Raw genomic sequence first — 24,062 nt, 5'->3', positions numbered from 1 at the left:
CGCTCATGCGGTCATGTTATGCCGTGCTGTCCACCGGTTTTCTGCTCATTCTCGGTTGTCTCGCGCCGATAAAACAGTTTTATCCAGGCGCGTTTTTTCCCAAGGACCGCACGTATCAGAACCAACCGATCGGCTTTTCTCTGAGCTATCGAGGAAATTGGGATCTTATCACCGATCCAAACAACATGAAGGGCCACCGATCAACCGTGAGAACCCTTCACGAATCCGGCGCGGAACTTTTATTTATCGGCTTTACCGTGGAAAAAACCCAGGCGACAAGGGGAATCGTTGCCAATCTTAACGAAACAAATCGGGAATATGCCGAACAGATGCAGCAGATCAACAAAAACAGTAAGGTGCAGGATTACGGACTTTTCGACGACACGGTTTATAATGTTCCGATGGTGCGGTGGGAATATTCCTCCGGCGAGTTCAGATTCGTGGAGTTCTTCTTTACCATTGATACCTACAACCTTCGCATCGCCTTCTGGACAAAGCCGCTGTTGTTTAAAAATTTTTATCCGGTATACCGAGACATAATGGGAACGCTGACTCGCATCGACCGAAAGTGAACAACGAATACCTCTGCGTATGAGAAAAGGATGGTGCCGCCATGGTGGTAAAAGACATCCGTTTATTGTTGGAAAAGCTCAACGACCAATGCACGAAAGCACTTGAGGCTTCTGTCGGGCTGTGTGTCAACCGCGGCCATTATGAAGTCCGGTGGGAGCACCTCTTTGCGGAGTTCCTCGACGACACAACCGGAGACGTCGCCGTGATTCTCAAGCATTACAATGTTGATGCGGGCCGTCTTAAAGAGGCGGTAAACACGGAGCTCGAAAACCTCAGAAACGGCAATACCGGGAGACCGTCATTTTCACCGCCGTTGCTTGAGGCAATGGAGCTCGCATGGAGCATCGGTTCGCTGAGTTATTCTCTTCAGTCAATCACGTCGGGACTGCTTTTTGTCGCCATGCTCGAAAAAGGGCAGTTTTCCATGACGTCCTATGGCGAGCTGTTAAAGTCGGTGAACCTTGAAGCGCTCAAAACCGAGTTTATTTCCCTTACCAAAACATCATCAGAGCAGCAGTTCTCCGGTGGGGATTCGTCAGGACATCCGCCGGTTTCGCGCACTCCTGAGGCCGCGGCCAGTGTGCTGGCGCAGTTCTGCACGAATTTTACCGAAGAGGCAAGGGCAGGAAAGATTGATCCGATTCTCGGGCGTGACGACGAAATTCGCCAAGCCCTCGATATCTTGAACCGGAGGCGCAAGAACAATCCCATACTTGTCGGCGAGGCCGGGGTCGGCAAAACCGCCATCGTTGAGGGCATCGCGCTCCGTATTGTAAACGGCGATGTACCAGAAAATCTTAAAAATGTCGCATTGTGGGGACTGGATCTCGGGCTGTTGCAAGCGGGAGCCTCGGTGAAAGGCGAATTTGAGAAACGGTTGAAGAACGTCATTGACGCCGTGAAGAACAATTCGAAATCAACAATTCTGTTTATTGACGAGGCGCACACGCTCATCGGCGCGGGCGGCGCCGCAGGGCAGGGGGACGCGGCCAATTTGCTCAAGCCGGCGCTGGCCCGCGGCGAACTGCGCACGCTTGCCGCCACAACATGGTCCGAATACCGTAAATACTTTGAAAAGGATCCGGCTCTCGCGCGGAGGTTCCAGCTTGTCAAAATAGAAGAGCCCGACGAAATCAAGGGAATCATCATGCTGCGGGGTGTTGCCGACAGTTTCGAAAAATATCACGGCGTACAAATCACCACCAAAGGCGTGACCGCCGCGGTTTCCCTGTCGCGCCGGTATATTTCGGGCAGGCAGCTGCCCGACAAGGCCGTGGACGTGCTCGATACCGCTTGTGCCCGTGTCAAAATGAGCCAGAGCGTTAAACCCGCCTCGCTTGACGGAGCCGAACGCGGCCTTCAGAACGCCGAACTTGAAAAAAGGAAGCTTGAACGCGACAGGAAGGCTGGCCTGCCGGTTGAGAAGGAGTTTATTGACGAATGTGATGCCGCTATAAAACGGAAGAAAGAAGAAATTGGAGCGCTTGCCGAACAGTGGGGAAAAGAAAAAACCCAGGTGCAGTCAATACAATCATTGCAGGAAAAAATCAAAACGCTTCGAGAAAAAGGCGGAAACGAAAAAGATCTATCAGCTGTTCAGAAGGACATAGGTGAAGCACTTAAAGCACTTGAAACGTTACAAGGCGACAACCCGATGGTATTTCCTCATGTGTCTGCATCGGTGTGCGGACAGGTGATTTCGGACTGGACCGGCATTCCCGTGGGCACCATGGTAAAAGACGAAGCACAGACACTTCTGGAACTTGAAAAGCGCCTCAGCGAGCGCGTCATCGGCCAGGATGACGCGCTCGCGGCGCTTGCAAGCACCATACGAGCGTCAAAAACAGGCATGGGCAGTCCAGACGCGCCGCTCGGTGTGTTTTTGTTCACCGGGCCGTCCGGCGTGGGCAAAACCGAATGCGCGCGAGCCCTCGCCGACACACTGTTCGGCGGCGAGAAATTCATCACCACCATTAACATGTCGGAATACCAGGAGAAGCACACCGTATCGCAGCTGAAAGGGTCGCCGCCCGGCTACGTGGGGTACGGCGAGGGGGGCGTTCTTACCGAGGCGGTGCGCCAGAAGCCGTATTCGATCGTGCTTCTTGACGAAGTGGAAAAAGCGCACCTGGAGGTCATGAACCTGTTTTATCAGGTGTTCGACAAGGGATTCATGCGCGACGGCGAGGGCCGGGAGATCAATTTCCGCAACACCATCATCATCATGACCTCGAACCTCGCGGCCGACACCATTGCCGGGATGTGCGCGCAGGAGCGCGCTGCATCATGTTCCAGCGACGATCTTGTCAAGGCCATCCGGCCCGAATTGTCGGCCCATTTCCAGCCGGCGCTTCTGGCGCGCTGCAAGATCGTGCCGTTCAGGCCGCTGTCAAAGGAGGTGATGAAAGGCGTTGTCGCAATGAAACTGGACACGATCGCGCAACGCCTGAAAAAGGCGCACGGCATCACGATGTCGATATCCCCCGATCTTGTTGACGCCATCGCCGACAGCTGCACCGCCATAGAAACAGGCGCGCGCAACGCCGATGCGGTCATAGACGGAACACTGCTGCCCGGGATTTCGCGCCAGCTGCTTTTGCACTTGGGCCAGGATAAAAAACCCGCTACCCGGTGCCATATCGGGAAGGACGAGGACGGCGATTATGAAATTGTTTTTTCTGACAGCGCCGACGCGGCGCCAGAGGGAAAAAAAAGTGGAAAGCAAAAAGCGAGGGGAAAGGGATGAGCGGAAAACAAACTATTTCACGCTGCAGGAGCCTCTTCCTTTTTCTCCTCTGATTTATCCGTAACTTTATCCACGGGCTTTTCCCCCCACACAAAGATCGCGCCGCAATTCTGACAGGTAAGCAATCTGGCCCCCTTGCGGATCTCGTTGACTAGCTGGGTTTCGAGCACCTTGAAGCATGAAGAGCAGGTGCGGTGGCTGTCGTCAACAAAACTCAGCACCTTTGCGTTTTTCCTCCGGGAGAGGATATGCTCGTAGGTGCGCAGCAGCGGTTTGGGAATGCCGGCGATTATCGCCCCGCGGCCCTCTTTAAGCTGGGCCACCGAGCTGTCGATCGAAGCGATTTTCGTTTTAAGTTCGGCGATCTTGGGGTCATTTTCCCCTTTTATTTTTTCGCGCTCTGCCTTGTGCGCCTCAAGCGATTGCTGGAGCTTGTCGGTTTCCGCCGAAAGGCTTTTCATGCGGGCATCGGCGCCGGCAATAATGCTTTTAAAATTTTCGATTTCCGCATGGACCGCATCATACTCGCGATTCGTTTTAATGGAGCTCAGGCGTTCCTGGCTTTTCTCGAGGGCCGATTTTGCGGTGCCAACCTTTTCTTCAAATGTTTTTTTTTCGGTTGCATTGGCCGCCAGCTGTTGGCTGACGCCATCAACCGTCTTCTGTGCCGAAACCACGGCCTTTTCTAGTTCGGAAAGCAGCTTTGGCAGGTCCCGCTGGGACTGCAAGATTTCGTGGATCTGCAAATCGATTGCCTGCAGATGAATCAGCGATTCAAGGTCTTTTATCATATCGCCTCCGATAATTTCACCGAAAAAAGACGGATGCGTCAACGTATCAACCGCACCGGCCTATCGAACTGAAGGGAAAATATAAAAACAAAAAAGCACTTCCGTATCAGAAGTGCTTTTTTGTGGAATATTTCGAAGGTGTTTTTAGTTTCGGAAAAGGGGAAAAATAACAGCAGCCTACCCGTCATAGCCAGTCGTTGTTTTCTATTGTTAAAGAGTGGTGGGCCCACTAGGACTCGAACCTAGGACTAACGGATTATGAGTCCGCTACTCTAACCAACTGAGTTACGGGCCCTCACGTGTCGACAAAATATAATTCCTTGGTGGCGTTTTAACAAGCGGAGACGACAATTTATTGACCCGTATATTTTTCTGCGCAGGCCGCAAGCAGCGCTTCCGGCGTCACGCAGGCGGTGCCGAGTTCTCCAACAATGATGCCTGCTGCGTGATTAGAAAGGTAAGCGGCTTCGATAGGTTTTGCCCCGCTGATGATTGCCGCCGCATAAACGCTAATAACCGTGTCGCCGGCGCCGGTGACGTCAAAAACGTTTCTGGCTACGGTTGGCAGATGCGAAAAGGTGCGGGTGTTCCTTTCGAACAAGGCCATGCCGCGCTCGCTCAGAGTGATAAGCAGGTATGGAAGGTCAAGCTTTTTTACGATTTTCCAACCGAGCAACTCAATTTCCCTGTCATTGACTTGAGCGTTGGGCACGCCGAGTACGGCATGCGCTTCCTTGAGGTTGGGAGTAATGATGCTCACGCCTTTGTATAAATCGAAATGCCGTTCTTTGGGGTCTATGGCAACAAACAGATTCCTTTTTTTGCAAGCATCAAGAAGCTGGACAATAAACGGTTTGGATACAACGCCTTTGGAATAATCTGATATGATGACGCCCTTCACTCGCGACAATTCGGAAGAAACGCTCTTCCACAAGACTTCAGCTTCGTCTTTTGTCACATCAATAACCGTTTCGCTGTCTACACGCACCACCTGCTGGTGCCGCGCAATAATTCTTGTTTTAATGGTAGTGGACCTTTGGCACGACACGGCCAGCCCCTTTGAATTACAGCCCGCTTGCTCCAGTTTTTTCCGTAACAGTATGCCGGTGTCATCGTTTCCGCACAACGACACAAGATAAGGGCTAACGCCGAGGCTTTTCAGATTCTGCACCACGTTGGCCGCGCCACCCAGCCGGGATGAACGCGACCGGACATGCACGACGGGCACGGGTGCTTCCGGTGATATGCGGCTGACATCTCCCCAAACATATTCATCGAGCATGGAATCGCCCACCACCATGATTGATGATTGGGAAAAGTTAGCCGCAATCTGTTTCAAACGCTTTTGCGAGATGTTTGGGGTGGGCATGAATTACATCCTTCCGCCAAAAATGATAAAGGTCCAGAATGAATAATACGGCTTGTAAAGAGGATTAAGTATAAATGAAATTGTTTTTATATTAAACATAAGTTCTAAGACAATAAGGACAAGGAAAATGGTCGGTATATGGCGCATCATTCTGAAATATGGTTCTATTTGTGAACGAGGAAGAAAGCTTAAAAGAATATTGGAGCCATCAAGTGGGGGAACAGGTAATAGATTGAAAAAAGATAGGCCTATATTAATTGCATAAGCCTTACTTAGAATAAGGAATGTATAAAGCAAAGATCCTTCTGCGGATAAAAAGGTCTGTAAAATCCGAAAAACAAAACCAATAGATAATGCACAAAAAATATTCGATATCGGACCAGCAACACTTACGAGTGCAGAGTCGAGCCGGGGATTTCGCAAATTGTAGTAATTTACAGGAACCGGTTTTGCCCAACCAAAAGTCGTAAATAATAAGGGTATTGTTCCTATTGGATCAAGGTGGGGAATGGGATTTAAAGTAAGACGTCCAACCATTTTTGCAGTATCATCACCTCGCCAATGTGCAACTAATGCATGGCAATATTCATGAATAGTGAGGCCGACAAGGATACCTGGAGTCCTAATCAGCAGCTCTCTGAGATGATGGGTATCAAACATTTTTTTCTTGGTTTATTATTTCTTTTGAAAATACAACATATCAAATTCTTTTAACTATGCTTTAATGTTCCAATATCAATCCCGGATTCTTTCAGCATTTCCGATATGGGCACAAAACGGTAATTAAGGGACCGGAGCGTGTCGATAAGCCTTCCGAGCATCAGATGGACCTGCTTGTCCTTCTGAGTGCGCACCGTGCCCAGATGCATGAGAATGATGCCGCCGTTGATTCCATTTTCCGGTCTGTTGGCAAGCGCCACGATTTTATCATACACCTCTTGCGGCGTATGATAGCCTGACGATCCCTCGTCGCTGATCCAGTCGTTGCTGTCGAGGCCAAGTTTCCATGTTCTGCCTTGCCGCCATCCGACGTGCAGAAATCCGGCTTTCTGGGCCCAAATGCATATGGTCCGGTTGTATTCGCCGTACGGTGCACGCCAAAGCGGTGCAAGCGGGACGCCGGTCAATATATGGAAAAGGGAATCTGTTTTTCCAAGTTCCCGGTCAAGATATGCCTCGGTGATGGCAGGCAATATCGATTGCGTCTGGTCCTGTGCAAAAGAAGTAAGATGCGGATGCGAAAAGGTGTGGTTTCCTGCTTCATGTCCCTCCCGTACCAGACGCAGCACAACATCCGGATATTTTTTAACAAATTGACCGGTCAAAAACATTGTCGCTTTCACATTGCGGGATTTTAAGGTGTCGAGAATATCGGTGGCTGCGTTGGCAACCGAGCCGCCGTCGAAGGTAAGACAGACAAGGCGTTTATCGGGCCTTCCGTTGTCAAACGACATCGGCAGGCCGTTGAGCAGGGACAGTCCGCTGAGGTCATTCCGAAAAACAAAGGGATTTTTCTTTTTTGTAACCGTCCGGTCGATATAATGGTTCAAAGAATCAAGCGTACTGCGCAGATCCGAAATTTCACGGTTGCGCTCTTTGATCTGGTCGAGAAGCTCGCTCCTTTTTTCCTTGAGGATGCGGTTCTGGGCGGAGAGTTCTGCTGTAGCATGCATGTTCCAAAAGGAAAACAAGATGCCGAATAGCGCGAGCAATATGCTGGCAAAAAACACCAGTTGCCGCCAGGGGATTGTCCTCTGCGGTTTAAACGTTGCCGGCGCTGGTGGTAGCGCTGGAGGTTGAGGAACCTCGGGCAAGGGCGCAGAAACGACAGATTTTTCATATAAAGGTTTTGGGGGAATGCATTTTTCACAATATAGCTGGCGGTCTATTCTCGCTGAGCATTGCTTGCATACCCATGATTTGCATACGACGCATCTGCCGGCTGCAGGTGCTTTCCGGTGGGTTTTACAGTAGTGGACGGTGCGTTTTTTTTGGCGGCTCACAGGAAATAAAATACAAGTTTTTTTTTGTGTTTGCCTTTTTAATCATATTATCTTTATTGCGTAATCCGGCAAGAAAGCTCAACACCTATGTCCATCCCCATTATTGAATTTCAAAACGTTTGCAAGAACTTTCGAAAGCATTTTTGGACAAGGCAAGTGGCTGCCGTGGTAAATTGCTCCTTTACCATGGAAAAAAATATGGTGACCGGTTTTATAGGTCCCAACGGAGCTGGCAAAACCACAAGCATCAAAATGCTCTTAGGTCTTGTCCGCCCCACTTCGGGAACAGTCCGGATCAACGGCCTCGACCCGGCGCTTCCTTCAGCAAGAAAAGGTGTTTCGTTTTTAAGCGAACGCCCCTATTTTTACGAGCACCTCACGGTGCGCGAAACGCTCCGTTTTGCAGAAAATTTGGTGCAGGAAGACCAAAAATCGGCTGAAGCAGATATCATGCGCGTACTTGAGACGGTCGAGCTGTCTGCATCAGCAGACTCCAAGGTGAAAGAGCTTTCAAAAGGCATGCAGCAGCGGCTCTCGATGGCCCAAGCGCTTCTGTGCAATTCAGATCTTTATATTCTTGATGAGCCGATGAGCGGCCTCGATCCGTTGGGCAGAAGGCTTTTCAGGGAAATTTTGCTTGATCTGGCACAAAAGGGCAAAACCATTTTTTTCAGCACCCACATTCTCGATGATGTCGAATCCGTATGCAGCCATATATTGGTCATGTCCCACGGACGATTGGAATATCAAGGACCAATTTCACAACTTCTTTCACAGGGTCAAAGTGGTACAGAATGCATTGTGATGGGTCTTAGCAATGTTGATACACAGACGCTGTCATCCATGGGGTATACGATAACAAAGGCAACTGACGGCAAGGACATTATTATGATTCCGCCTGGTAAGGACCCTAGGCAATGCTTGCAATTTCTTTGTGAAAAGGGGTTGTTCTGCGAATCGGTGGTAAAACGCACAGCTTCCTTAGAGGATATAATTTACAAAAGGAAATAAATGAAAAGCTACCTGCGGGCAATTTCCGAGATAGCGACAAACACCTTCAAGGAAACAGTTCGGAACAACGTGCTGTATCTCGTGCTTTTTTTCGTTGTTGCGCTCATTGTCCTCTCGGTGTTTGTGGCAGACTGGTCCGTGTTTGCCCGGATACAGGTAATGCAGGATTTCGGGCTTGCCACTATGTCGCTTGCAGGGCTGCTCCTTGCGGTGTTCATCGGCGTGGGCATGCTTGGAAGGGAAATAAGCCAGAAAACGGTGTATCATGTCATTACCAAACCGGTTTCCCGTAACCAGTTTGTGTGCGGAAAGTTTGCCGGCCTTCTTTTCACACTCCTAATTAATTATTTCGTCATGTCTATAATTTTTATTGGAACGCTTATCTATTTGGGTGGCACCGTTCAACTGACTCTCATTTATGCGATTTTTCTGATTTGGGCCGAGATGTCACTTATGATTTCTGCGTCGATATTTTTTTCCACGCTTACCACGCCCATGCTTGCTTCTATTTTTTCCCTCGCATTTTATATTGCAGGCCATTTTAATGACCTGCTCTCAATTAAATTCGTTGAGGCAAAAGGATCGCTTTATCCGGTTCTCCTTAAAGTGATTTACTTCGTGCTGCCGAATCTTGAACATTTTAATGTGCGGGATAATATCGTCTATAACATAAACCTTCCAACGGCCTATTACGGATATGCCGTTGTTTACGGAATTCTCTATACTGCGCTTTTTCTTACGTTATCATGCGCGCTTTTTTCAAAAAAGGATCTCTAGTGAAAAGGGCAGCCTGGTGGCATATGCCCCTTACCGTCTTGGGTATAGCCGTTTTGTGGATTTTGCTTCTTGGCACCCAAAACAAGTTGACATCCTTTCGTGCAAACCTATGGGCACCTGCAAGCATGTCACTTATCCCCCAAAGTGAAAAAATAAAACCCTATCTTCTCGGATTCCATACCGCATATGCTGATTATTTGTGGATCCGGACAACTATTTATTTCGGCAGCCACTTTATTACCGACAAACAGTATCAATGGCTCGTGCACATGGTGGATCTTGTTACTAAGATTAATCCAAATTTTTATCCGGCTTATGAATTTGCCGGCCTCATGATTCCTGATATATGCATGGATCCGGATGCTGCGCGCGTAATTCTTGAGCGGGGCGTGTCCAGTACGGTGGAAAATAAATGGAAGCTGTATTTTTATTTGGGAATGATTTATTACAAATATGGTGACAAGAAAACAGCGGCGCAATACATGGCGCGTGCGGTTACGCAACCAAACGCTCCCGGATATAAATTGGCGGGCATAGCCGCCGCAATGTTTAAAAAAGCCGGGGAACCGGCGGAAGGAAGGGATTTTCTTGAATTTGTATATACCACCAGTGAGAATCCAGAGGTAAAACGCTATATTAAGGGTAAATTGCAGGCGTTTTCAACGAGTAAATAAGACACGGCGCTCTTTTGCACTGTGGTTCGAAGAGATTGCTAACGAGCACCCCCGGTCATGCGGCGTTCCTAAGAATCGTTATAAAGAAATTCTCTTCTCCCGGTCTCCTTCAATATAATTGGAATCTGATTCTTTTGGAATTTTCCAAAAAGATTTTCCAATTAGCTTTTGGTAGATTTCCTTTTTTATAACACTATTGATAAGGAAATAGGGTATAATATTCAAAGAAAAGGGTATTGTTACGGAATTTTAGAAAATGTTTTATTATGGATAAGAAGGAATTACAGCGTCTAAAAAATCTGACTATTTATCTCTTTCCCATTCTTTCATTTGCGGGATATGTTTTTTTCTGGAACGCCCCCAAAGTTCATCTCATTAACCCTTGGTACGAGGCGTTTCACCAGGTCATTAAAGCCCAAGAAATACTGGATCCTCTTCAAAGACAACGAATATTGAATGAAGGGGGAGAAAAGCTCATAGTATTATCCAGAAGATTCCCGCAACATGCACGGGTGCAATATTACCTGGGAACATATTATGACATTATCGGGAAATATGATTCAGCCGTGGTGCATGCCAAAGAAGCAATCCGCCTGGGAAGCGGATCGATTGTAAACAGGGTGGACGATTTAGCGACGGAACTTCTTGTCTCGGTGCTCATGAAAAAAGCACGGTTATTTATTGACAATAAAGATAATTTGACGGCACAATATTTTCTCCGGGAAGCATATGCAATTCAGCCAAATAATATTCCGCTTCTTAAAACTATTGGGAATGTTTTCTTAAATTCACAATCAATTGATTCGGCGCAATGGTATTTTGGAAAAATTCTGACCATTAATCAACTGGACGATGAAGCACTTTATTTTTTAGGTTACATAGCGAGTACACAGAAACGCTTTCCGGATGCAATTGATTATTTGGAAAGGGCCGTTGCCATAAACCCGAATCGTACAGACGCAAAACAATTATTATCCCTTCTAAAAAAGACCTCATTAAGGAAATCATGATTATATTCGGTTGGAAACAATTAGCACTTTATAAAATACCTTTGACCCGGCAACGTATTTTTTCTCCCGAAAACTTATTTCTATTTATTGGATATATTTGCGGAATGCTCATGGTATACTCAAATCCGCCATTTCATTCAAATGATGAAGACCGGCATTTTTACAATTCATATTTTCTTTCCACGGGTCAAGTTCCTCCACGACAACATGAAGGGCAGATCGGCGGATATTTGCCCGTGAATCTTTTTTATATTTCAGAATCATTCCAAGGTATACCTTTTAATATCGGATATAAAATAAACAGAGCAAAACTCAAAGAACTAGAGTGTACGCCTTTGCAAGAACAGACGAAAGTGTTTTACGACAATCCAAGCTATCAAATCAATCCGGTCCCCTATACTCCTTTTGTTATTGGTATTTGGAGTGCGAAGATTATTAATTCAAATCCAATACATTTACTCTGGGGTGCAAGGATTGCGGGATTGATTTTTTATCTCCTTATTGTTTATATGGCGATAAAGTTTATTCCAATACATAAATGTGTCATGATGGCGCTTGCATTGAATCCGATGACATTATTTCAGGCTGCGTCAGTGACCTACGATGTTATGAACATTTCTCTTTCATTTCTTATTGTTGCCCTGGCGTTGCGATATGCCTTACGAGAAAAACAGATTCGAAAGGCAGAAATGATGATTTATGTTTTTATTTCGCTGATTTATTGTTTTGCAAAACCCGGCTATTACATTGTTCCGTTCTTGTTTTTTGTCATTCCACAAAATAATATCGGTTCTCCAACAAAGTCTTTGGCGATGTTCGTTAGTCTTTGTGTCATTTGTTGTTTACCCTCGCTGACATGGGACAACTATGTATCCTCACTTCAATTGAAAGGTGGAAGGGTCCTGCAAAATGATTTTTACGGTAATGTCCATGAACAGCTACAGATCATAACATCGGCACCCGGAGCTTTCGCCATCCATTTCCTGCTCAATTTTGTTACTCAAGGTAAAGAATGGATCATTGGCACGATGGGAAGATTGGGGTATTCCTATACACACCTCAATCATACAATTCTTTTTATACACGGTTTAGTATTGTTTGCAATATCATTATTGGATTCCTCAAAAAACATGCTGCTATCTTTGCGTCAGAAAATGATTATTGGCAGTATTGGTTATGGAAATATCGTAATCATTGCTGTAGGATTTTTCCTTTTATCGCCGGTGGGTTCAATTACGATTTATGGCCTGCAGGGACGTTATTTTATTTCTCTTCTCCCTCTCATATTTCTCTTAAATTTCAATAGAGCGTTTTGGAATAAATTCTGGGAAAAATGGAAAAATGCAATTATCGCCTCATATTCGTGCCTGTTATTAGGATATACAGTCTATTTTATTAATACTCATTTCTACTAAGTCTTAAAATTCTATATTTTGTTCGTGAAAGAACTTATTCCTCATAAGCAAGATAGCAAATTAAGAATCGACGTTTAGGATCAATTATTATTGAACAGATATTTTTCCTTGAAGAATGGTGGCAAGAATGATATAGTTATAACTACGGTAAATTTGAGTAATCGCCGAAGTCTAGGAGAATTTCTATGGTAAAATGGGAATATCAATTTTTAATTGCGGAAAAATATGGAAAGGGTATTTTTGGTTTTGTCCTGCCGCGGGAAATTTCGTGGAAGGTTCATTATATTAACGGTAAGCAGCAGCAGAACTGGGCCGACGTCACACTTTTTAATTTTTTGGGTAAAATGGGAGAGCAGGGTTGGGAAGTGACTAGTATGACTTCACACATGTCAGTACGGTCGGGAACCCTTCCTATTGAGCATCTATATATAATATTAAAACGACCTCAAGAGACTTAACGAGGAAAAAATATTCTTGACATAGAAAGATATTTATGGTATGATTACATATAGAGTCCTGAAATCCAGCGGAGCTGCGATGCTCAGGAAAGGAGGGTCAGTATAAGGGAAGGTTTTTACAATAGATTATGGAACAATGTGTTATGCTGATCATCTTTAATCTCAAGGAGTAAACATATGAAAAACATACTCAATAAAACAAAGGGTTTTACGCTGGTAGAATTAATGGTGGTTATAGTTATTGTGGGTATCCTTGCCGCGGTTGCAATTCCTAAATTCCTCGATGCGTCCCAAAAGGCAAAAGCGTCTGAGTTTCCCACGCAGTTGACGGCTATTTATACAGGCCAGTTGGCATATAACGCCGAGAAGGGTCAATATGTGACCCAGTTTGCGTTCTTGAGGGATTCTGCTGGAGTCGATGTTCCTTCCTCGAGCCGTTGGTTCATATATACCATGACGAACGCCACGGCCACAACTTTTACGGGCACCGCAACTGTGAACACGGCATTCGGGTCTTGCACGGGCTCAGATTATGGCACCATCGATCAGACGAACTCCAAATATGCCACAGCCGCATTGGCAAGATACGCGCCGAGCTGGAGGTAATGCCTCGCGTAGATGTTAGTAAAAAACCCCGTCTTCTTTGAAGGCGGGGTTTTTCAATCGGTCTTTCCCGCTTCACGCATATGAAATTTGGCTGAATCCTGCGCGCCCATTTGTTCAAATACCCGTCCCAGACAAAAATGAGCTGCGGTAAAATTCGGTTTTAAACGCAGGGCATGCTGACAATCAGCAACAGCAGAATCGAGTTTGTTCTCGACGGCAAATACAATAGCGCGGTTAAGATAGATCTTTTCCATAGTCGGGGCAAGATTGATTGCGCGGGAATACATCCGAACGGCATACGACCCCTGGCCGTATCTGAATAATTCTTGGCCCATGGAATTGCAGAGGCTCCATGAAAAAGGGTTGAGGCGTAATGAATACGATAAATGATAAAAGCAACTATCTAACAGCCTCTTTTTTAAATATATCAGTCCGAGATAATAATGTGCTTCCCAACAGGATGGACAGCATCTAAGTGCATTGTCTACATACTGTAATGCTGTGTCGAGAGAATTATTGTTATACAATGTCTTTGCAAGCAATAACCAGGAAGAAAAGGAATCGCGATCAAGCCGTAGGGCTCTACGAGAGTAGACAATCGTCAATGAGTCTTTACCGAGGCGCTCGTAGGTTTCTGCGAGGCGTTGATAAGCATGAAAATAGTTCGAATCGCATGCTATCGCCTGTTGAAATAAGGGAATTGCCTCGTTAAATTTACCCTGCTGTTTCAAGACGTACGCGAAATTGTAGAGTGCGATTGAATAAGTGGGTAGGATCTTTATGGCCTCTGAAAAATGGTGCCTTGCGCTGTCGGGCATGTTTTGTAAATAAAGCACCTTTCCGAGGTTATTGTGCGCGACGTGATTATGATCGGTGGCTACGAGAGCATGGCGGAATAGTGAGGCACTGCTCTGCCAATAATTTACTTGTCTTCTTGCCATTACTGAAAGAACGCCACATAAGCATAAGGCGATTACCGTTATCATTATTCTTTGAAACAAGCGGAAGGCAAAAACGCACGTTATTCCCCAGGAGAATATGACAAACAGACCTATAAGCGGAATGTATGTATAACGGTCGGCCATTGCCTGCGCACCGACTTGAATGACGCCGATGACGGGAAGCAATGTTCCCATATACCAGTACCAGCCTGTAAAAAACCAGGGGACGCGGCGCCTTGATCGAATCGCGGCAACAGATATTCCCCCCATAATCAAAACCGATACTGCTAAGAAAACCAAGTTAATGCTAGACGGGAATGGATAAAAAAAGGCCAAGTGACAGGGAAAGACGGTGTTTCTTAAATATAACAAATATGAAATGACCGCATTGGCCACCCGCCGATCCAGAGGAAAATCGGCGACCGCACCCGACGCTTTCTGCACATACAGTGTAATGAAACATGAGGAAATTGACAAAAGCAGAAAAGGCACTTTTTCCAGAAGCAATGCTATTGTCCCATGCCGATAGCCGGAGGCACCCTCTTTGACGGTGATGGTATTTGTGCCGGAAACAAATCGACTCAAGGGCCAAAAATCAAGAAGCAGCAATACTATGGGCAGCGTCACCAGCATGGGTTTTGCCATTAAGCCAAAGGCAAAATAAATTAGTGCTCGAATATACGCCGGCAGTTTTCGAGTACCAACATAATCAGAGTACGCCCATATGCTCAGCAGCATGAAAAGCGCGCAGAGCAAATCTTTGCGCTCCGAAATCCAAGCGACCGATTCGACATGAAGCGGATGCAGGGCAAAAAGGCATGAAACAAAAGCGCAACGCCATTTTGTTTTCGTCAGCTTCGATAAAATAAGGAATAGAAGAAGCACATTGAAAATATGGAGCAATAGACTGGTGAGGTGATAGCCTTCGGGATTTTTCCCGTACAGATCCGTGTCGAGCATCAATGAAAGCCAGGTAAGAGGATGCCAGTTGGCGGCGGATCTCGACTGAAAGGCCCAGAGAAAATTATTTATGGAAAGGCCTTGTTGAACGTGGGGGTTGTCATAGACATATTCATCGTCGTCATAATATATGAAGGGGAAATCTTGCACCGGCCAGTATACGGCAAGGGTGATTACCGTCAAGCCGAGGATGATGACGGATTGACTTTCTTTCTTTAAGAAGGCAATCATAGACCTGCCTAATAATGTTTTTCTGTTTTCCGCTGAAATAAGGAGAGTGAGTCCGCAATTGAAAATTGCTCTTTTGCAAGATCCGTTTTGCCACAGGACTGGTAGGCCCTCCCCAGCTCACGATGAGATTGAGGAAAATCGGGTACAATAGCTATGGATTTTGTAAACCACCCTATCGCTTCCGAAATGTTATTGTCATAATAACAGCATTTGCCAAGCCAGAACAAAGATTCCGCGTCGTTGGGATTTTTTTGAACCGCTTCTAAAAGATATTGCCTGCAATTCGGATAGTCTTTCATTGTGCCGTAAATGACTCCGAGATTATGCAAAGCGGCGTTGAAGGAGGGGTCCGCCGCAACAGCGCGGCGGAGACAACGAATCGCCGATCTTGAATCGCCGATCATCTCGTACGCGCTAGCGCAGTTAAGGTTTGCAAGGGTATGGTTCGAGTCGAGAGCAAACAATTCGCTAAAAACGGCAATTGCTTCTCTTGCCTTTTTTTCTCTAAGGTATATCAAGCCAATGTTGCATCGAGCCATAGTCTGAGTAGGTCGCAGCAAAACCGATTTTTGCAACCAATAAAGAGCTTCGTCGTATTGGTTATGGGCAAGCAGATAATTGCCTTTAATGCTGTAGGCAATAAAATTATCCCTTGTAGCTGTAATTCCATGATCTGCAAGCGCAAGATCGTTTTTCCAAAATCCCACCTGCGCTCGAGCGGCAACACCCGCGATGGAGAGAACGGCCAGCGAGAAAATCGTGGCCGCAATTTTATATAAACGATTGCTCGAAGCAAAATCAGAAAGCAGCCACGTTAGACTCATAAAAAGCCCTATCAACGGAATATAGGTATACCGATCTGCTATTGCCTGTGAGCCAACTTGGACCAAGCCGATCACGGGAATAAGTGTTCCCAGGTACCAGAGCCAACCGACAATCAAATAGGGCCGTTTTTTAACATTAAGCAAGGCGAATACGGTGATGCCGAGAAGCATCAGACAAGCAAAGACCAATATCCACACAGGCCACAGTTTCACCGGATGCGGATAAAAAAAGGAAAGCCGTGATGGCCAAAACATTTTACAAATATAGCGAACGTAAGAAATAACGGAATTTTCGATTCTGGACAGTAAGGATAATTCATCCGCTTTTACAATGGCTTCTCCCGCATGCTGAGCCAGGACGGTAACGATGCAGGATGCAATGGCAAGAATAATAAATGGAATTTTCTCAGCACCTAAAAAGAGCATTCTTTTTGTAAATAGGGTTCTCGGCGATTCCAAACTTTCTCCGGGAATCTCTCGGTACCGCTGGAAGGGCCAAAAATCAAGAAGCAGCAATATGAAAGGCAACGTGACGATCATGGGCTTTGCCATGAGGCCGAGAGTAAATAGAAAAAGTGTTAAAAAATAAAAAGCCCGCTGTTTCTTTCGGGCATAAGAAGTCCAGCACAACAGTGCACTCAACATAAAAAAGGCACTTAATACGTCTTTTCTTTCCGACACCCAGGCAACCGATTCAACGTGAAGGGGATGCAGTCCGAACAATGCCGCGACAAAGGCACTTTTCCACACTGAACCAGTCATCGCCCTGAGAAGGAAAAAAAGCAATAATGCATTTAGAATGTGCAATAGCAAATTGGTAAGATGGTGCCCAGCGGGTCTTTTCCCATAGAACGTACAGTCAAGCATGTGCGACAGCCATGTAAGCGGATGCCAGTTGGCCGAATCGAATGAGGTAAAAGCCCAAACAATATTTTTCTTGCTAAATCCGGACATGACATGAGGGTTATTAGAAACGTATTCATGGTCGTCAAAGCTGACGAAATCAAATTTATCCACCTGCCAATAGGCAAAGGAGACGGATGCGATGAGACAAAAGACAACCGCGTAGAGAGAAAAACGCTCTGTTATAGCCACGCGCATGCACCGTTACCTTTTTTTGGCAGTGTCAAGCGATGTCAGAGAATCTGCAATTGCAAATTCTCTTTGCGCAAGATCATGCCTGCTGGACGAGGAATATGCCTTTCCTAACTGACGATGCGAATCTGCAAAATCATAGTAAAGGGAAATCGATTTTTTATACCATTGAACGGCCGCCAACATATCATTGTCATAAAAACAGCAATTTCCTAGCGCATAATATGTTTCGGCATTGTTAGGATCCCTTTGGAGGGCCATGAGAAGATAAGACCTGCATTTTTGATAATCCCTCTGCGCTTCAAATGCTTCACCGATATTATGGATAGCTAGAGCATATGTGGAATCAATGGTAATGATGCGAGTAAAACATGCAATAGCGGACCTTGTGTCGCCGAGCAAACCATAGGCATTGCCGCAATTGAGATTGGCCATAATATTGTCTGGGTCTTTTATAAGCAATTTCTTGTAAACGGCAATGGCTTCTTTTGGTTTTCCCTGTTTGAGGAAGATAAGCCCGATATTCGAAAGTGGAACCTCTTGTTCCGGACACAGAAAAAGTGAAGTGGCAAAACAACGAAACGCCTCGCGGTAATTGTTTTGAGAGAGCAGATAATTCCCCTCAAGATTGTAGGCAAAGAAATTTTCTTTGGAAACGGAAAGGCCGTGGTTTCCTAGGGTAAGATCGTCTTTCCAATACTGGGTCTGTTTCCGGGCTTGATAGGCAAGAAGACAAAGTACGACGAGCAAAGCGCCAATTGTCACGCTCTTAAACATTCTGCTTCGGGCGGCAACCTCGTATAGCGCCCATACAAAAATGATGAAAAGTCCAATAAGTGGGATATAGGTGTACCGGTCGGCCATGGCCTGGGATCCGACACGGACAATCCCGATGACAGGTACCATGGTTCCCAGAAACCAAAGCCACCCCATTAAAAAATAAGGTTTCTTTTTTACAAGAATGATCGCAAAGAACGTTATTATGAAAAGAATAATGAAGGAAAAAAGAAGATTCCAAATGGACGGGAGGGTCGCGGGAAACGGATAAAAGAAGGAAAGCTTGACAGGCCAGAACATTTTTCCCATATAGTTCACATAGGAGATCATTGCATTTGCAAACCCTGCCACAAACGAAAACTTGTCAGTTTTTCCAATGGCTTTTCCCGCATGCTGGGCAAGCGCGGTAACGATGCATGATGCGGCCGTCAGCACCAAAAACGGTATTTTCTCAATGCATAGTGAAATAAATCTTTTTTGGGAGACATCGCCGTTCAGCGACACTGTTCCTGTCAAGGCAAAACGCCGAAAAGGCCAAAAATCAAGGAGCAGAAGCACAAACGGAAGCGTGACGATCATGGGCTTTGCCATCAGGCCCAAAGCAAACGTCACCAGAGCCCCTTCATAGTAGCTCCGTTTTTGACGAATTACAAATGATGAATAGAATAATACGGAGAGCAGCATAAAAAAGGCGCTCAGCACATCTTTTCTTTCGGAAACCCACGCGACCGATTCTACGTGAAGTGGATGAAGTCCGAATAGCGCGGCAACAAGCGCGCTCCTCCAGACAGCGCCTGTCATGCCTTTGAGAACAAAAAACAGGAGGAGTGTGTTCAAAAGGTGGAACATCACGTTGGTGAGATGGTGGCCAGCGGGTTTAAGGCGGTAAAGCTGACAATCAAGCATATGTGAAAGCCATGTAAGCGGGTGCCAGTTTGCCGCATAGAAAGAGGTAAACGCCCAGAGCATGTTTTTTTTGTTGAATCCTGAGAAAATATGATAATTGTTTGAGACATACTGGGAATCGTCAAAGCTGATAAATTCAAATTTGTCCACATCCCAATAAACAGCGGAAACGCATGCAATGAGCAGAAGGACAATAAGATAAAGGGTACGGCGTTTCAAATTAATTTCGATCATGGTTGTTGTTTCACTTTTTGGATTGCAAGCGAAGCCAGCGAATCTGCATTTATAAAATGTTTTGTCGCAAGCTCGGTTTTACCGCATAATTTGTATGCGTCACCCAATTGACGATGCGCAACGCAGGTCTTGCAATATGCAAAAAAGAAGACGTCAACAAGCAGAGAGAGAACTAAATAAACGACTTTGCGAGATGGTTTAACGTTGTTCATAAAGAGAATAGAGGTTTATTTGATATTGAACTTTTTATATTGCAGTCTGGAAAATAATGCATATTCATTATACTATTTTTATTATAAAGATACCATGAAGAAGGCCCATTGAAGAAAGATAATGCCTCAAATGCCTGGAAGCCGGATTGGCCTCTTATTTTTATTTGCGCGGCGACATTCATATTCCTTCTGCTGCTGCCGCTTTTTTTGGGGGGAAAACGGGAAGACGCTTACTTCAGTTATAAAATAATGTGGCTGAATTACCTCGGGCGCCATTTTAAACTCCCCCTCGAAACACCAAAACCGTTATTCGCCTTGGTATGCGGAACAATTGGGCACAGCGCACTGTATCCGGCAATTTGTATCTTTACAACGGGCATTTTGGCATTGCTCATGAAAACGGCGCAAAAATTCGGCAAACCTTTTTGGGCGGGTGCGGTCGCGTTTGTGCTTTTTATGGCGTGCAACACCATCGTGATCCCGGAATTCATCATGTCTGCCTATTATCCGATGCTGTACCTTTTTCTGGCGCTTGCCGCCGTTTATTCCTTTGTCAATCAATGGCGCTTCGCTACCGTGATTGCGCTGCTCGGCGCGGGGCTCCTGCGGCCGGAGGCATGGCTGTTGCCGCCGGTGTTTATACTGTTGACTTTGTTTAAAAAAGAGCGTGGGTTTTCCTGGTGGCTTTTTATCCCGTTGCTCGCGCCGGTCATTTGGAGGTCGTTTGATCATGCCATATCCGGAAGCGCGACCTATTCCAATGATTTGACAAATTATTATATCTTGACGCTGGGAGTAAAACCGGTGAATTTCCATGACTTTTGGGCCGCGGCCGGCGCAAATATCATGGCCGTTTACAATCTCCCCGTGCATCTTTTGGGGCTTCTAGGACTTTTCTATTATGCAATCCGGACAAAGCGCGTTGTCCATTTGCTGATGGCCATTCTGGTGCTCATGCCGTTTTTATTCTTCTGGCTCCTTTCTGCAAAGGCCCCGATATTGTTTCAGGTCCGTTTCTTCGCCTTGCCCATGCTTATTTGCTGCTTGTATGCCGTGCTTGTGTTCGCGGAGACGTTCCATAATAAATGGGTTCTCGGTGTTGGGTGCGTTGCGCTTCTATGCATCGGCGCAAAGTATGACCTGCCGTCAATCACCGCCGCAACGATCAAGACCGACAATGCAGTCGCTGAAACCAGGGCAGGCACTCTTGAAACCGTCAGGAATTTGGAAAAGGAAGCGGACGTCGTCCTGTGCGGCAGGTCTGCCGGTTTCTTTGCCTACCACCTCGGCGAAAAAGCCTCGCGGAAAATATTCATGTTCAGGGAAGCGGAAGCAAGGAGGGATTTCGAGCAGGGGATTTCACGGGGAGTTGCTGTTTACATAAGGAACGACATGGCGGGCTGGGACAGGGCATTTTCCTTTCTTTCGGCGCCGCGAACCTACGAGGTGAACGGGTTCCGCTTTTTCCCCGTGAAAATTACCCGCGGCGGCGACGGCATCGTGTATGCCTTTGAAAAAATGCCGGGGGCCGGCGGAAAAAAATAAGGCCCGTCCGCTATTGCTTGCTGTTGTTGTCTTCGAACAAATCAAGGAAGCGGTCTTCGTACAACTCGAACAGGTTCCATTTGTCAAGCTCTTTCTTGAGCTCCTGCGCGGCGGACCGGTCCTGTTCCGCCTTTTTGAACAGTTTTTCGATCTTCTCCATGATGTAGTGGGGCACCTTCTCCTCGTCGAGGCCCGACATCTCCTCGTTGGACTCCTTTTCGGCGGGAAACAGCTGTTTGATGCGCTGCTCGATGGCCGCGAGCTGCTGGTCCATGTCCGAGGCGCTTGCATTGAGTTCGGCGAGGTCGAGGTTGAGGGAGAAGATCTTCTGGAACACCTTGATGATCTCAAGGGACGCCTTCGGATACGGCATGTTGGCAGCATAGGACGGCATGGTGGCAAGCAGGCACGCCGCGTCGATGCCGCGGGAGGCGGCGACACCGAGCAGAAGGCCGTTGAGGCCCGCGATATACCCGTCGGGCATGGGCACCACGCCGAAATGCCGTATTGTGTCGAGGTGCGCGGTGCTCGAGCAGGCGATGAGCACTTCGGATTTGGTCTGGAAGCTCATGGGCTGCGCGAGCGCGGCGGCGGTGAAGATGCGCGACACCTTGTATTGGCGGGTGATGTCGAGGATCGTCTTGATGATGGCGATGCCGTCCTTGCCGCCGATCTGCGCGTTGCTTTCGAAGATGATGAGGTCGGGGCTCGTGGTGTAGTGAAAGACGCTCGACGGGATGTCCGGGAGCTGCGCGATGCCCTCCTTGACGATAATGGAATCCGGGATGAAATACGGGCTCATGTCGATTTCCGCGAAAAGCCCGGCGCTCAAATAGCGGCGCAAGTAATCCATGGCGATAAGGCCCACGTTCCCCATGCCCGGCCATGCCGCGAGCAACGCCGGCGGCGAGGAAAAAGTCACATCATGCAGCACTTTCATACAGCGCTTTCTTCTATTGTGAAATTAAAACTACAAGTTAAAATAATTCAATAATGTTATCATGCCGACAAAAAAGACGGTGGATGTTTCTGATGACACTCTGTCAATAATGGTCATGTATTTTACTGGCACGGGATTTTCCAATGGATTTTTCAGGAAAAAAACTTTTTCTGGCGCCCATGGCGGGCATCACGGACAGCGTGTTTAGGAGTTTGTGCAGGGAGCACGGCGCGGACGTGGTGATGTCGGAGATGGTGAGCGCAGAAGGACTGTTCTACCGGTCAAGGCCAACGGATGCGCTTCTTATTTGTGGAGATCGGGAGCGCCCGATCGGGATACAGCTGTTCGGCGCAAAGCCCGACCGCTTGGCCCGCGCCGCGGAGCTTGTCCAAAAAAAAGCGAACCCCGATTTTATCGACCTGAACTCCGGTTGCCCGGTCCCGAAGGTGGTGAAAAAGAACGGCGGAGCGTCCCTGCTCAGGGACCTGCGTCTGTTCAAGGAGATCGTCACCGCAATGGTAAAGGCATCGTCGGTGCCGGTGAGCGTGAAGCTGCGCTCGGGCTGGAGCGAGCACCACTGGGTGGACGTCGAATTCGCGCAGGCCGCGGTTGCATGCGGGGCGAGCGCCGTGATCCTGCATCCGCGCTCGAAAACCATGGGCTTTTCAGGGCATTCCTACTGGGAAAGGATCGCGGTTGTCAAGAAAGCGGTGGCCGTGCCCGTGATCGGCAACGGCGACATCCTCTCGGCCAAAGACGGCTCGGATATGTTTGAGCAGACCGGCTGCGATTCGGTGATGATCGGCAGGGGAGCGCTGGGCAACCCCTGGATATTTTCTTCTGTCAAGGCGCTTTTGGCGCAATCGCCGGCTGCGCCGCCGTCATTACAAGCGAGAATGGAAACGGCGCTTGGTCATGTCGACAGATTCGTAAAATTAAATGGTGAAAAGACGGCTGCGGCCGAAATGAAGAAGCACGCATCATGGTATATTCGCGGATTGCCCGGCGCAGGAGGGATCAGGTCGAAAATTTTCAGGGCAAAATCAACGGCGGACATCAAGGCGGCGCTTGCAGAAGTAATGGCGGCAAAGTAACATCATATATATTTTGACGGATGCATGGTGCCGGAACAAGCGGCGGGCTTTGGAAAGGAAACAGAGAGGTTGTTATGGAACACGAATCGCTGCTCAAGGTGCTCAAGGCGGTTGCCGACAAAAAAATGCCTGTTGAAACCGCTATGAAAAAGCTTTCCACGCTTCCGTATGAAGACATGGGGTTTGCCCGCGTTGACCATCACCGGGCACTGCGAAAGGGATACGCGGAAGTAATATTCTGCCAGAACAAGACGCCGCAGCAGGTGCTTGCCATTGCGAAAAGCCTCATGGCGCACGATGAGACCGTGTTCGGCACAAGGGCGTCCGAAGCAACGCTTGCCCTGCTTAAAAAAGAAATAAAGGGAGTGGAAGTCAGCGAAACTGGAAAATGTTTCTGGAAAAAATCCAAGCACTGGAAAAAAAGGGACAATGTCAAAGGCGCCATTTTGATTGCCTCGGCAGGCACCGCTGACCTTCCCGTTGTCGAGGAGGCGCGGTGCACCGTGGAGGTGCTCGGCCATCCGTGCGCCACACTCAGCGACGTGGGTGTTGCGGGCATTCACCGATTGTTTGCCCATCACAAGGAGATCCACGACGCATCAGTGGTGATTGTCGTGGCCGGCATGGAAGGCGCGCTGCCGTCGGTAGTGGCAGGCCTCGTGGCGTGCCCGGTGATCGCGGTGCCGACGAGCGTGGGCTACGGCTCGCACCTCGGAGGGCTCGTGCCGCTGTTTGCCATGCTCAATTCCTGCGCGTCGGGACTCACGGTGGTGAACATCGACAACGGGTTCGGCGCCGGGTATGCAGCGGCATTGATGAATGCGCGTTAAAAGGTTCGAAGGTTCCTGGTTCAACAGATAAAATATATAA

General features: G+C 47.4%; 20 protein-coding genes and 1 tRNA gene. 12 read left to right on the top strand and 9 right to left on the bottom strand.

Annotated features, from left to right (window positions below; translation table 11 throughout):
* Positions 1-5: 5 nt before the first annotated feature.
* Together VLX68_00800 and tssH are read left to right on the top strand one after the other, a co-directional pair.
* Entirely contained in the window at positions 6-572 is a 567-nt protein-coding gene (locus VLX68_00800) for a hypothetical protein (protein ID HUI90760.1), read from the top strand.
* 41 nt (positions 573-613) lie between these two features.
* Positions 614-3,319, top strand: a complete 2,706-nt coding sequence (gene tssH, locus VLX68_00795) for a type VI secretion system ATPase TssH (protein ID HUI90759.1) — start codon at positions 614-616, stop codon at positions 3,317-3,319.
* A gap of 17 nt (positions 3,320-3,336) precedes the next feature.
* Here tssH and VLX68_00790 read toward each other — a convergent pair whose 3' ends face one another.
* From VLX68_00790 to VLX68_00770, 5 genes are all read right to left on the bottom strand, one after another.
* The gene (locus VLX68_00790; GenBank protein ID HUI90758.1) at positions 3,337-4,110 is read right to left on the bottom strand and encodes a C4-type zinc ribbon domain-containing protein; all 774 of its coding nucleotides are present in this window, start codon (positions 4,108-4,110) and stop codon (positions 3,337-3,339) included.
* A 218-nt stretch (positions 4,111-4,328) separates the two neighbouring features.
* Positions 4,329-4,405, bottom strand: a tRNA-Ile gene (locus VLX68_00785).
* Positions 4,406-4,462: 57 nt separating this feature from the next.
* On the bottom strand, positions 4,463-5,479 hold the full coding sequence (gene rfaE1 / locus VLX68_00780; GenBank protein ID HUI90757.1) for a D-glycero-beta-D-manno-heptose-7-phosphate kinase: 1,017 nt from the start codon (positions 5,477-5,479) through the stop codon (positions 4,463-4,465).
* A 3-nt stretch (positions 5,480-5,482) separates the two neighbouring features.
* On the bottom strand, positions 5,483-6,139 hold the full coding sequence (locus VLX68_00775; GenBank protein ID HUI90756.1) for a site-2 protease family protein: 657 nt from the start codon (positions 6,137-6,139) through the stop codon (positions 5,483-5,485).
* A gap of 50 nt (positions 6,140-6,189) precedes the next feature.
* Positions 6,190-7,152 (bottom strand): polysaccharide deacetylase family protein, encoded by a 963-nt coding sequence (locus tag VLX68_00770; protein HUI90755.1) that lies wholly within the window; start codon positions 7,150-7,152, stop codon positions 6,190-6,192.
* Positions 7,153-7,569: 417 nt separating this feature from the next.
* Here VLX68_00770 and VLX68_00765 point away from each other — a divergent pair, with 417 nt between their 5' ends.
* The 7 genes from VLX68_00765 to VLX68_00735 all read left to right on the top strand — a co-directional run bounded on the left by VLX68_00765 (position 7,570) and on the right by VLX68_00735 (position 13,433).
* Positions 7,570-8,493 carry an ABC transporter ATP-binding protein gene (locus VLX68_00765; protein ID HUI90754.1) on the top strand — a complete coding sequence of 308 codons (924 nt, stop codon included), beginning with the start codon at positions 7,570-7,572 and terminating at the stop codon, positions 8,491-8,493.
* Entirely contained in the window at positions 8,494-9,270 is a 777-nt protein-coding gene (locus VLX68_00760; GenBank protein ID HUI90753.1) for an ABC transporter permease, read from the top strand.
* Positions 9,270-9,944, top strand: a complete 675-nt coding sequence (locus tag VLX68_00755; protein HUI90752.1) for a hypothetical protein — start codon at positions 9,270-9,272, stop codon at positions 9,942-9,944. The genes VLX68_00760 and VLX68_00755 overlap by 1 nt, the downstream gene beginning before the upstream one ends.
* Before the next feature lie 266 nt (positions 9,945-10,210).
* Positions 10,211-10,954 (top strand): tetratricopeptide repeat protein, encoded by a 744-nt coding sequence (locus VLX68_00750; GenBank protein ID HUI90751.1) that lies wholly within the window; start codon positions 10,211-10,213, stop codon positions 10,952-10,954.
* Entirely contained in the window at positions 10,951-12,369 is a 1,419-nt protein-coding gene (locus VLX68_00745) for a DUF2142 domain-containing protein (GenBank protein HUI90750.1), read from the top strand. The genes VLX68_00750 and VLX68_00745 overlap by 4 nt, the downstream gene beginning before the upstream one ends.
* Positions 12,370-12,554: 185 nt before the next feature.
* Positions 12,555-12,827 carry a hypothetical protein gene (locus tag VLX68_00740; protein ID HUI90749.1) on the top strand — a complete coding sequence of 91 codons (273 nt, stop codon included), beginning with the start codon at positions 12,555-12,557 and terminating at the stop codon, positions 12,825-12,827.
* A 177-nt stretch (positions 12,828-13,004) separates the two neighbouring features.
* On the top strand, positions 13,005-13,433 hold the full coding sequence (locus VLX68_00735) for a prepilin-type N-terminal cleavage/methylation domain-containing protein (protein ID HUI90748.1): 429 nt from the start codon (positions 13,005-13,007) through the stop codon (positions 13,431-13,433).
* A gap of 53 nt (positions 13,434-13,486) precedes the next feature.
* On the opposite strand, the gene VLX68_00730 is transcribed toward VLX68_00735, so the two are convergent.
* The 3 genes from VLX68_00730 to VLX68_00720 are packed head-to-tail and all read right to left on the bottom strand — an operon-like array spanning position 13,487 to position 19,401.
* Positions 13,487-15,565, bottom strand: coding sequence for a tetratricopeptide repeat protein (locus tag VLX68_00730; protein ID HUI90747.1), 2,079 nt, complete (start codon positions 15,563-15,565; stop codon positions 13,487-13,489).
* Between the two features lie 8 nt (positions 15,566-15,573).
* Positions 15,574-17,490 carry a tetratricopeptide repeat protein gene (locus tag VLX68_00725; protein ID HUI90746.1) on the bottom strand — a complete coding sequence of 639 codons (1,917 nt, stop codon included), beginning with the start codon at positions 17,488-17,490 and terminating at the stop codon, positions 15,574-15,576.
* Between the two features lie 6 nt (positions 17,491-17,496).
* Positions 17,497-19,401: a tetratricopeptide repeat protein gene (locus VLX68_00720; GenBank protein ID HUI90745.1), complete on the bottom strand. Its 1,905-nt coding sequence runs from the start codon at positions 19,399-19,401 to the stop codon at positions 17,497-17,499.
* A 605-nt stretch (positions 19,402-20,006) separates the two neighbouring features.
* Between VLX68_00720 and VLX68_00715 the strand changes: the two genes are divergently transcribed.
* Positions 20,007-21,158 (top strand): hypothetical protein, encoded by a 1,152-nt coding sequence (locus tag VLX68_00715; GenBank protein ID HUI90744.1) that lies wholly within the window; start codon positions 20,007-20,009, stop codon positions 21,156-21,158.
* A 10-nt stretch (positions 21,159-21,168) separates the two neighbouring features.
* Here VLX68_00715 and VLX68_00710 read toward each other — a convergent pair whose 3' ends face one another.
* Positions 21,169-22,098, bottom strand: a complete 930-nt coding sequence (locus VLX68_00710) for a PAC2 family protein (GenBank protein HUI90743.1) — start codon at positions 22,096-22,098, stop codon at positions 21,169-21,171.
* 143 nt (positions 22,099-22,241) lie between these two features.
* Between VLX68_00710 and dusB the strand changes: the two genes are divergently transcribed.
* On the top strand, positions 22,242-23,192 hold the full coding sequence (dusB, locus tag VLX68_00705) for a tRNA dihydrouridine synthase DusB (GenBank protein HUI90742.1): 951 nt from the start codon (positions 22,242-22,244) through the stop codon (positions 23,190-23,192).
* Positions 23,193-23,266: 74 nt separating this feature from the next.
* Positions 23,267-24,022 (top strand): nickel pincer cofactor biosynthesis protein LarB, encoded by a 756-nt coding sequence (gene larB, locus VLX68_00700; GenBank protein HUI90741.1) that lies wholly within the window; start codon positions 23,267-23,269, stop codon positions 24,020-24,022.
* Positions 24,023-24,062: the final 40 nt, after the last annotated feature.

This window comes from Chitinivibrionales bacterium (assembly GCA_035516255.1).
Lineage (GTDB): Bacteria > Fibrobacterota > Chitinivibrionia > Chitinivibrionales > FEN-1185 > FEN-1185.
The sequence above is the reverse complement of the archived record's forward strand: the minus strand, read 5'-3'. Positions and strand labels throughout refer to the sequence as shown.

What these genes read in the sequence shown, in the direction of transcription:
- VLX68_00800 (HUI90760.1), top strand. Translation starts at nt 6, where the DNA reads ATGCGGTCATGTTATGCCGTGCTGTCCACCGGTTTTCTGCTCATTCTC.
- tssH (HUI90759.1), top strand. Translation starts at nt 614, where the DNA reads ATGGTGGTAAAAGACATCCGTTTATTGTTGGAAAAGCTCAACGACCAA.
- VLX68_00790 (HUI90758.1), bottom strand. Translation starts at nt 4,110, where the DNA reads ATGATAAAAGACCTTGAATCGCTGATTCATCTGCAGGCAATCGATTTG.
- rfaE1 (HUI90757.1), bottom strand. Translation starts at nt 5,479, where the DNA reads ATGCCCACCCCAAACATCTCGCAAAAGCGTTTGAAACAGATTGCGGCT.
- VLX68_00775 (HUI90756.1), bottom strand. Translation starts at nt 6,139, where the DNA reads ATGTTTGATACCCATCATCTCAGAGAGCTGCTGATTAGGACTCCAGGT.
- VLX68_00770 (HUI90755.1), bottom strand. Translation starts at nt 7,152, where the DNA reads ATGCATGCTACAGCAGAACTCTCCGCCCAGAACCGCATCCTCAAGGAA.
- VLX68_00765 (HUI90754.1), top strand. Translation starts at nt 7,570, where the DNA reads ATGTCCATCCCCATTATTGAATTTCAAAACGTTTGCAAGAACTTTCGA.
- VLX68_00760 (HUI90753.1), top strand. Translation starts at nt 8,494, where the DNA reads ATGAAAAGCTACCTGCGGGCAATTTCCGAGATAGCGACAAACACCTTC.
- VLX68_00750 (HUI90751.1), top strand. Translation starts at nt 10,211, where the DNA reads ATGGATAAGAAGGAATTACAGCGTCTAAAAAATCTGACTATTTATCTC.
- VLX68_00745 (HUI90750.1), top strand. Translation starts at nt 10,951, where the DNA reads ATGATTATATTCGGTTGGAAACAATTAGCACTTTATAAAATACCTTTG.
- VLX68_00740 (HUI90749.1), top strand. Translation starts at nt 12,555, where the DNA reads ATGGTAAAATGGGAATATCAATTTTTAATTGCGGAAAAATATGGAAAG.
- VLX68_00735 (HUI90748.1), top strand. Translation starts at nt 13,005, where the DNA reads ATGAAAAACATACTCAATAAAACAAAGGGTTTTACGCTGGTAGAATTA.
- VLX68_00730 (HUI90747.1), bottom strand. Translation starts at nt 15,565, where the DNA reads ATGATTGCCTTCTTAAAGAAAGAAAGTCAATCCGTCATCATCCTCGGC.
- VLX68_00725 (HUI90746.1), bottom strand. Translation starts at nt 17,490, where the DNA reads ATGCGCGTGGCTATAACAGAGCGTTTTTCTCTCTACGCGGTTGTCTTT.
- VLX68_00720 (HUI90745.1), bottom strand. Translation starts at nt 19,401, where the DNA reads ATGATCGAAATTAATTTGAAACGCCGTACCCTTTATCTTATTGTCCTT.
- VLX68_00715 (HUI90744.1), top strand. Translation starts at nt 20,007, where the DNA reads ATGAAAACGGCGCAAAAATTCGGCAAACCTTTTTGGGCGGGTGCGGTC.
- VLX68_00710 (HUI90743.1), bottom strand. Translation starts at nt 22,098, where the DNA reads ATGAAAGTGCTGCATGATGTGACTTTTTCCTCGCCGCCGGCGTTGCTC.
- dusB (HUI90742.1), top strand. Translation starts at nt 22,242, where the DNA reads ATGGATTTTTCAGGAAAAAAACTTTTTCTGGCGCCCATGGCGGGCATC.
- larB (HUI90741.1), top strand. Translation starts at nt 23,267, where the DNA reads ATGGAACACGAATCGCTGCTCAAGGTGCTCAAGGCGGTTGCCGACAAA.